The sequence below is a fragment of the Actinomycetospora sp. genome, assembly GCF_055612215.1.
This window is the reverse complement of record NZ_JBVPVA010000917.1, coordinates 1-7,103: the sequence shown is the minus strand read 5'-3', so window position 1 is coordinate 7,103 and position 7,103 is coordinate 1. Positions and strand designations below refer to the sequence as shown.

7 protein-coding genes and 1 pseudogene are annotated in these 7,103 nt (G+C 74.2%); 5 read left to right on the top strand and 3 right to left on the bottom strand.

What is annotated here, in order from left to right; translation table 11 throughout:
• The coding region (locus tag AC0CYZ_RS25045) for an HAD-IA family hydrolase (RefSeq protein WP_472220385.1) at nt 1–674 on the bottom strand (674 nt) is incomplete at its 3' end.
• Nucleotides 675–768: 94 nt separating this feature from the next.
• On the opposite strand from AC0CYZ_RS25045, the gene AC0CYZ_RS25040 reads away from it, so the two are divergent.
• The gene (locus tag AC0CYZ_RS25040) at nt 769–1,284 is read left to right on the top strand and encodes a TetR/AcrR family transcriptional regulator (protein WP_472220383.1); all 516 of its coding nucleotides are present in this window, start codon (nt 769–771) and stop codon (nt 1,282–1,284) included.
• A gap of 3 nt (nt 1,285–1,287) precedes the next feature.
• Here AC0CYZ_RS25040 and AC0CYZ_RS25035 read toward each other — a convergent pair whose 3' ends face one another.
• Nucleotides 1,288–1,776 (bottom strand): beta-class carbonic anhydrase, encoded by a 489-nt coding sequence (locus tag AC0CYZ_RS25035; protein ID WP_472220381.1) that lies wholly within the window; start codon nt 1,774–1,776, stop codon nt 1,288–1,290.
• Nucleotides 1,777–2,116: 340 nt separating this feature from the next.
• Here AC0CYZ_RS25035 and AC0CYZ_RS25030 point away from each other — a divergent pair, with 340 nt between their 5' ends.
• The 3 genes from AC0CYZ_RS25030 (at nt 2,117) to msrA (ending at nt 5,137) form a co-directional block, all read left to right on the top strand.
• A complete protein-coding gene (locus AC0CYZ_RS25030; protein WP_472220379.1) occupies nt 2,117–3,238 on the top strand; it encodes an LLM class flavin-dependent oxidoreductase in 1,122 nt (373 codons plus the stop codon).
• Nucleotides 3,239–3,275: 37 nt separating this feature from the next.
• A complete protein-coding gene (locus AC0CYZ_RS25025; protein WP_472220377.1) occupies nt 3,276–4,487 on the top strand; it encodes an acyl-CoA dehydrogenase family protein in 1,212 nt (403 codons plus the stop codon).
• Between the two features lie 137 nt (nt 4,488–4,624).
• A complete protein-coding gene (gene msrA, locus AC0CYZ_RS25020; protein WP_472220375.1) occupies nt 4,625–5,137 on the top strand; it encodes a peptide-methionine (S)-S-oxide reductase MsrA in 513 nt (170 codons plus the stop codon).
• Nucleotides 5,138–5,286: 149 nt separating this feature from the next.
• On the opposite strand, the gene AC0CYZ_RS25015 is transcribed toward msrA, so the two are convergent.
• A complete protein-coding gene (locus AC0CYZ_RS25015; RefSeq protein WP_472220373.1) occupies nt 5,287–6,420 on the bottom strand; it encodes an LLM class flavin-dependent oxidoreductase in 1,134 nt (377 codons plus the stop codon).
• Nucleotides 6,421–6,858: 438 nt separating this feature from the next.
• On the opposite strand from AC0CYZ_RS25015, the pseudogene AC0CYZ_RS25010 reads away from it, so the two are divergent.
• Nucleotides 6,859–7,103 (top strand): annotated as a pseudogene (locus tag AC0CYZ_RS25010) (hypothetical protein); the annotation flags it as partial.

Here is a 7,103-nt window from a genome sequence, read left to right as displayed (position 1 = left end):
CCGACGTGCAGGTCCGGCGTCGTGATCTCCGACGCCGCCGGGGTGGCGCCCGAGCCCGCGCGCCCCCGCCGCCGCTCCACCCAGCAGGTCGCGAGGCCGAGCCGGTGGGCGGCTCCGATGTCGTGGTACTGGCTCTGGGCCACGTGCAGGACCTCGTCGCGGCGGATCCCGAAGGCCTCGAGCGTCGACAGGCCCGCCTCGAACATCCGCGGGTCGGGCTTGTTGACCCCGACCTCGTCGACCGTGACGCCGGCGGCGAACGGCTTGCCGAGCGTCTCCGCCATCGCGTCCAGCGCCTCCCGGTCCGCGTTCGTGACCGCGACCAGCACGAAGCGCTCGCCCAGCTCACGCAGCGCCTCGACCGAGTCCGGGAACGCCGGCCACGACCCGATCGAGCGCCGCAGCGGCGACGGACCCTCGCCCCCGTCGAGACCAGGGATCCCGAGGTCGACCGCGAGCCGGGCCGAGATCGGGTCGAGCATCGCGGTGAAGGGCATCTCCGGGGTGAGCTCCTGCTGGACGGCCTCGGCGGCGCCGAACGCAGCCAGCACCGCCTCGTCGTCGGGACCCTCCGGCCCGGCCACCGACCGGACCCCGCGCAGGATCCCCGTCTCGAAGTCGATCAGGGTGCCGACGACGTCGAACGTCAGCGCCCGGATGCCGTGCAGGTCCATCGTCCCCTCCAAGTAACCCGGTCGGTCTACCCGTCCGAGCCAACACGCCGTCGACCGCTGGTGTCAACCCACCGGTCGGTATACCGTGGTGGGCATGACGACACCTGCCGGACGCGTGCTGCTCGAGCGCGCGTCGGAGCTGTTCTACGCCGAGGGGATCACCGCGGTGGGGGTCGCGGGCATCGCCGACGCGGCCGGGGTCACGAAGAAGACGCTCTACGACTGCTTCGGCTCCAAGGCCGCGCTCGTGGTCGCCTACCTGCAGCGCCGGCACGACCTGTGGTGGTCCCACCTGCAGGAACGGCTCGCAGAGGACCCGTCGGTGCTCACGCTGTTCGACGCCTACCTCGCGCACCCGTGGTTCGACACCCAGCGGGGGTGCGCCTTCCAGCGCGCCGCCGCCGAGCTGCCCGACGACCACCCCGGCCGGGCGGTGATCCGGGCGCACAAGGAGGCGGTGCGCGCCGAGATCGCGCGCCTCGTCGGGGACGACGCCCTCGCCGACCATCTGTTCCTGCTGCTCGAGGGCGCCGTCGCCCGACGTGGGTTCGAGGGCACGACGGCGGGTCTGGCGTCGGCCCGGGAGGTGGCCGCCGCGCTGGTGCGCTGACGCCTACGACACCTCGTCCAGCTTCCCGGTCGCCACGTCGAAGACGAAGCCGCGCACGGACGACTTGTTCTTGACGAACGGGCTGTCGGTGATGCGCTTGATCGAGTCGCGGACGTCGCCCTCGAGGTCGGGGAACGCGTTGGCGCTCCACGGGGGTCGCTGGCCGGCCTCCTTCTCGAGGATGTCGGCGAACTGTTCGTCGGTGAAGGTCAGCATGCCGCAGTCGGTGTGGTGGATCAGCACGATCTCCTCGGTGCCGAGGAGGTGCTGGCTGATCGCGAGCGAGCGGATCGTGTCGTCGGCGACGATGCCCCCGGCGTTGCGGATGACGTGGCTGTCGCCCTCGTTCAGGCCCAGGACGCCGTAGACGTTGATGCGGGCGTCCATGCAGGCGACGACGGCCGTCTTGCGGGCGGGCGGCAGCGGCAGGGGCCCGGAGAAGCCCGCGGCGTAGCTCTCGTTGTTCTTCAGGTAGTCGTCGGTGACCGACATGGGATGCGTCCTTCCGGGACGTCGAGGAGTTCGGGTCGCAGCACGGACCGGCCGCGCAGACTCGCGGGAACGCCCGTCAGCGGGCGACGACGGGGTGGGCGCGCGGGCTCACGCGGCCGGGCGACACCACTGGTCGAACTCCTGCACGCGGCGGCTCGGCCAGAAGGCATCGAGTCCACCGGCGCACATGCGCATGATTCGACCGCACTCCGTACGGCGGCGCAAGGAGGGCCGCACGGGCGCAGGCCGGCGCTGAGACGACGATCGCGGCGGCCGCCGGTTGAGAGTGTCGGGCCCGGCCCCTAGCGTCGCGGTACCCCCGTCCCGACCAGGAGACCCCATGACCTCCGGGCAGACCCCGGTCGAGTTCATCGGCATGATCGGCACCCGGGTCGTCTCCGAGATCCACCCGGCGTCCGAGCCGCCGCTCGACCCCGCGGTGGTCCGCCGCTTCGTCGACGCCCACGAGCAGGGCGGCTTCGACCGGGTGCTCGTCGGGCACTCGGCGTCGACGCCGGACGGCCTGCAGGTCGCGGCCTACGGCGCCGCGCACTCCGAGCGGCTCGGCTTCCTCGTCGCGCACCGGCCGGGGTTCGTCGCCCCGACGGTGGCCGCGCGGTCGTTCGCCACGCTCGACCACTTCTCCGGCGGCCGCGTCGCGATGCACGTGATCTCCGGCGGCAACGACGCCGACCAGCGGCGCGACGGGGACCACCTCGACAAGGAGGCGCGCTACCGGCGCACCGACGAGTACCTCGAGGTCGTCACCCGCACCTGGACGGCCACGGCGCCGTTCGACCACCACGGCGAGCACTACCGCGTCGAGGACGTCTCCCCCGACCTGCACCCCCTCCAGCAGCCGCACATCCCGATCTACTTCGGGGGGTCGTCGGCGGCGGCCCACCGCGTCGGGGGGAAGCACGCCGACGTGTTCGCCCTGTGGGGCGAGCCGCTGGCCGAGACCGCCGAGCAGATCGCCGCGGTCCACGCGGCCGCGCGCGCTGCCGGACGCACCACCATGCCCCGGATCAGCGTCTCGTTCCGGCCGATCCTCGGCGCCACCGAGGAGGCCGCCTGGGCCCGCGCGTACGACATCCGCGACCGCATCGCGGGCTTCGACGGCGGCGCCGGCAGCTTCACCGGGACGCGGATGCACGACCGCGCCCCGGCCAACGTCGGGTCCCAGCGCCTGCTCGCCGCCGCCGAGCGCGGGGAGCGCCACGACCGCGCGCTGTGGACCGCGACGGCCGCCGCCACCGGCGCGGCCGGGAACTCCACGGCCCTCGTCGGGACCCCGGAGACGGTGGCGGCCGCGCTGCTCGACTACGTCGACCTCGGCGTCACGACCCTGCTCGTCCGCGGGTACGACCCGATCGACGACGCGATCGCCTACGGACGCGACCTGCTGCCGCTGGTCCGCGCCGAGGTCGCCCGACGCGCCCCCGTCGGTGCGCCGGCGTGATGACCCCAACCGCACGCACCACCGAGGAGCCCCGCGCGTGACCGCGACGACGAGCCCGACGTCCCCCGCCGTCCTCGGCTCGCCGGTGGTCGCCACCCTGCTCGCCGAGATCGGGGCGGGCGCGGCCGAGCGCGAGCTCCGGGACGAGAGCCCGTTCGCCCAGGTGGCCGTGGTGGCGCGAGCCGGGCTGGGGGCGCTCTCGCTGCCGGTGTCCGAGGGCGGGCAGGGCGCGTCGATCCGGGACGTGCTCGCGTTCGTCACGGACCTGGCCGAGGCCGACCCGATCGTCGCGCACGTGCTGCGCACGCACTACAGCCAGGTGCTCGGCTTCCTGCGGCTGCCCGATCCCGACGTGCGCCGCCGCTGGCTCGACGAGGTCCGCGCCGGGAAGGTCTTCGGCAACGCGATCAGCGAGACCGGGTCGGTGTCGGCGGGGTCGCACGAGTTCACGACCCGGCTCGACGAGGTGGACGGCCGGCTCGTGCTGAACGGCACGAAGTACTACAGCACCGGGACGATGTACTCGGACTGGATCGCGGTGGTGGCCCGCGTCGAGGGCGACCGGCTCGCGACGGTGCTGGTGCCCGCCGACCGGGAGGGCGTCTCGGTCGTCGACGACTGGGACGGGATGGGCCAGCGCCGCACCGGCACCGGGACGACGTCGTTCCGCGATGTCGTGGTCGCCCCCGACGAGGTCCTCGGGGTCCGGGACCGGCTCACCCCGCGACCGGCCGGCGACGTGCCGTTCCTGCAGCTCTACCTGCACGCGGTGATCGCCGGGATCCTGCGCAGCGTGGTCGCCGACGCCGCCGAGCTCGTCCGCAGCCGCTCCCGCACCTTTGACCACGCCCCGGCCCCGCGCCCGGTCGACGACCCGATCCTGCAGGAGACCGTCGGGCGGCTGGCCGCGACGGCGTGGATCGCGGAGTCGGCGGTGTCGACCGCGGCCGACGCCGTCGAGGCCGCCGAGGCGGCGGTCCGGGCCGGGGAGCCCACCGAGGAGGTCGGCCGCGCGGCGTCGATCGCGATCTGCGCGGTGAAGGTGCACCTGGACCGCGTGGCGACCGACGCGGCGACCGCGCTGTTCGACGTCGGGGGCGCCTCGGCGTCCGGCCGGGCCCGCAACCTCGACCGGCACTGGCGCAACATCCGCACGATCACCCTGCACAACCCGGCGTCGTACAAGGCGACCGCACTCGGGCGGCTCCACATCAGCGGCGACCCGCTGCCGACGAACGGCTACTTCTAGGAGGTGCGCTTCGCGCTCGTGAGCACTTTCCCGTGTCATAGGGCGGACAACTGCTCACGGGGCCTCCGGCCACCTCATGGAACGTCTCGCCACCCCCGTGTGTTGTACGGGCTACCGACATCAGGGAGGACCACACGATGGCCACTGAGACCGCCATCCTCGCGGGCGGCTGCTTCTGGGGCGCCCAGGAGCTCCTGCGCAAGCGCCCCGGGGTGATCTCGACGCGCGTCGGCTACTCCGGCGGCGACGTGCCCAACGCGACCTACCGCAACCACGGCGACCACGCCGAGGCCGTCGAGGTCGTGTTCGACCCGGAGAAGATCTCCTACCGCGAGATCCTGGAGTTCTTCTTCCAGATCCACGACCCGTCGACGAAGAACCGTCAGGGCAACGACGTGGGCCGCAGCTACCGGTCCGCGATCTACTACACCTCCGACGAGCAGCGCCGCGTCGCCGAGGACACGATCGCCGACGTCGACGCCTCCGGCATCTGGCCGGGGAAGGTCGTCACCGAGGTGGAGCCGGCCGGCGACTTCTGGGAGGCCGAGCCCGAGCACCAGGACTACCTGCAGCGGATCCCCTACGGCTACACGTGCCACTTCGTGCGGCCGGGCTGGGTGCTCCCGAAGCGCGCCGAGCAGAACGCCTGACGCACCACGCACTACGGCGCCGTCCCTCCCCGAGGGGCGGCGCCGTTCCCGTGTCCGGGTCCGCCTCGGACGCATGATCACCACGGGTGTGGCGGACCGTTCGGTCCTCGCCCACTTCCCCCACACGGAAGTGGATCATGGCGGGCCACTCAGCCCGACCAGACCGCCGCGAGCAGCTCGTGGCTGCGGACGCGGTCGGCGTGGTCGGTCGTGATGGTGGTGACGAGCAGCTCGTCGGCGCCGGTGGCCTTCACCAGGACCTCCAGCCCGTCGCGCACGGCTTCGGGGGAGCCGACGAACTGGGTGTCGACCCGGTCCGCGACCCCGATCCGCTCGGCATCGGTCCATTCCCTCGCCCGCGCCTGCTCCGGGGTCACGTAGGGCCGGGCACCACGACCGGTGCGGATGTCGAGCACCCACTGGGCGTAGGGCGCGGCGAGCTCCCGCGCCTCGGCGTCCCCGAGGGCGACCACGACGTCCGCCGAGACCATCACGTACGGACGATCGAGCGCCGCGGACGGGACGAAGGCCGCGCGGTAGGCCGCCACCGTGTCCAGCACCGTCGTCGGGATCGTGTGGTAGTTGACGGCGAACGGCAGGCCGAGCGCGCCGGCAGTCCGCGCGCTGACCCCGGGGCTGGAGCCGAGCAGCCACACGTCGAGGTCGGCGCCCTCGGCAGGCGGCGCGTGGATCACGGTGCCATCGGGCCCCGTCGCGGTGCCCTGCAGGTACGCGAGGATCTCGCGGACCTGGGCTCCGTGGTCCGGCGCCTCCCCCTCGACGCCCATGCGCTCGGCGAGCGTGAGGATCCACGAGAAGTCCGCGCCCGGGACGCGTCCCGGCGAGGGGATCAGCAGGCCGTCGACGTACCGCGACGGCGGCGGGGGCGGGGCGTCGGCCGCCGGCGCCGCCCGCGCTCGGACCATGGCGAGGATCCTGTGGATGTCGAAGCGGCCGAGGCCGAGGTCGACCCGGCCCGGGTGCACGGCCGCGACCGTCCCGAACTGCTCGGCGATCTGCAGCGGCGGCGTCATCGGCATCTGCACGGCGCCGGACCCCACCCGGATCGTGCGGGTGGCGCTCGCGACGAGCCCGGCGAGCACGGGGGTCGACGACGACGCGACGCCCGGGTTCAGGTGGTGCTCGGCCACCCAGTAGCGGCGGTACCCGGCGGCCTCCACGGCGCGCGCGAGCTCGAGGGTGTTGCGTAGGGCGTCGGCGGCGGTGCCGCCGGGCGGGACGGGCGCGAGGTCGAGGACGGACAGCGGGACGGACGGGGACACGGCGGGGCCTCCGGGAGCGGGACGGTCGGGACGAGGTGTCCCGGACACGCCGCACTCGCCGTGCGCACCAGGTCGACGTGCCGGCGGTGGGTGCCGACGAACGCTGCGCGCACCCGGGCCTCCCTCCGCCGGCGTCCGCACCTGTGCCTACCCCGGCCTCCCGGTCGACGGCAAGCCGCGGGCCGGCCGGCTGTGCGCGCCTTCACCCCCACGCGACCCGTCCGACGTGGTTACGGTGGAGCGGTGATCCCCGGTCCGGTGCACGAGACGGTGCGAGCGCCGGTGTGCGCCCTCGCCGTCCCGCTGACCGCCCGGCTCTGGCTCGACGGCGTGGGGTCCCCGCCCGGGCAGTAGTCCCTCCGGGCCCGGGGCGCACGCCCCGGGGACACGACGTCGGCACGGACCGAGGCCGCGCGCCCGCGGCGGGGAGGGACGACGGTGGAGGCGACTCCCGGGAACGGCAGCACGGGACTGCTCGGGCTGAAGGACGCCCTCGACGAGCCGCTGCGCGCCGCGCTCGACGGCCCCCAGGCCCACCTCGCGGTGCGCCACGGGCGGGCCGTGCGCTACCACCCCGACGTCGGGCCCTTCCTCGCCCCGCCGCGCGACGCGGCGGAGTGGGACGACGCGGCGACGCTGGCCGGACCGGGCGGGGTCGTCGTCGTGCGCTCCCCGGAGCCCCT

What these genes read in the sequence shown, in the direction of transcription:
- AC0CYZ_RS25040 (WP_472220383.1), top strand. Translation starts at nt 769, where the DNA reads ATGACGACACCTGCCGGACGCGTGCTGCTCGAGCGCGCGTCGGAGCTG.
- AC0CYZ_RS25035 (WP_472220381.1), bottom strand. Translation starts at nt 1,776, where the DNA reads ATGTCGGTCACCGACGACTACCTGAAGAACAACGAGAGCTACGCCGCG.
- AC0CYZ_RS25030 (WP_472220379.1), top strand. Translation starts at nt 2,117, where the DNA reads ATGACCTCCGGGCAGACCCCGGTCGAGTTCATCGGCATGATCGGCACC.
- msrA (WP_472220375.1), top strand. Translation starts at nt 4,625, where the DNA reads ATGGCCACTGAGACCGCCATCCTCGCGGGCGGCTGCTTCTGGGGCGCC.